The sequence below is a fragment of the Tepidiforma sp. genome (genome assembly GCF_026419595.1).
Taxonomy (GTDB): domain Bacteria; phylum Chloroflexota; class Dehalococcoidia; order Tepidiformales; family Tepidiformaceae; genus Tepidiforma.
Map to the genome: position 1 here is coordinate 1 of NZ_JANZZD010000074.1, position 1,008 is coordinate 1,008.

Annotated in this window: 2 protein-coding genes; both read left to right on the top strand. The window is 65.3% G+C overall.

From position 1 onward, the window contains the following. The coding region (locus N2041_RS14380) for a hypothetical protein (RefSeq protein ID WP_297679275.1) at positions 1-228 on the top strand (228 nt) is incomplete at its 5' end. A gap of 142 nt (positions 229-370) precedes the next feature. Then, positions 371-1,008 (top strand): DUF1156 domain-containing protein (locus N2041_RS14385; RefSeq protein ID WP_297679277.1); only part of this gene is annotated, 638 nt, incomplete at its 3' end.

Below are 1,008 nucleotides of genomic sequence, written 5' to 3' on the forward strand. Positions count from 1 at the left end.
GGGCCGGACTCGGAGGTGGTCACCCTCTCCCGCACCCAGATCCTCACTGCCCTGAACAAGCCCGAGTCCTGGTTCCTGGCAGTGGTGGAAACCGACGGTCAAAGGGCCCTCCGGGTCCACTACATCCCTGCCCCCTTCACCCGCGAGCCCGACTTCGGCGTGGTAAGCGTCAGCTACAGCCTCAAGGAGCTTCTGGCCAAGGCGGTGCAGGTGTTGGAGGTCTTGTGATACAAGCGTAGCCCAAGGTAGGGGCTTATGATACAAAGGGGCGGCTTTTGTATCGCAAGCCCCCCTTTTTCCTAAGGCACCCCCTAGGGCTCCGCAAAGGGCCCCGCGGGAAAAACTTGACCCGTCCTTGGAGGCCTAACCCATGGCCAGGAAGAAGCTCATAGAGGTCGCCCTACCCCTCGAGGCCATCAACCGCGAGGCCAGCCGCGAGAAGTCCATCCGCCACGGCCACCCCTCCACCCTGCACCTTTGGTGGGCCAGGCGACCCCTGGCGGCGGCCCGGGCCGTCCTCTTCGCCAGCCTGGTGGACGACCCGGAGGAGCACTTTCCCCCAGAGGCGGCAAGGAAGGAGCGGGAGCGGCTCTTTGACCTCTTGGAGCGCCTAGTGAACTGGGACCACGTGAAGGACCCCCAGGAAGCCCTGGACCCCAGGAAAGGGGTGGTGGCCGAGGCCCAGTACGAGATCGCCAAAAGCCTGGCCCAAAGCTTAGGCAAAACCCCGCCAGCTTCCGCGAACGACCGTGAGGCCATAGCGGCCCTGCTGGAGGAAGCTCCTCCCGTGCTGGACCCCTTCGCTGGCGGCGGCACCATTCCCCTGGAGGCCCAGCGCCTGGGGCTTAGGGCCTACGCCTCCGACCTCAACCCCGTGGCCGTACTCATCAACAAGGCCCTGGTGGAAATTCCACCCCGTTTCCTTGGCCTTTTGCCCGTTAACCCAGAGTACCGGGCCAAGGCCAGGGAAGGAGAGGCCCTACCGGGGGCCAAGGGCCTGGCCTGGGA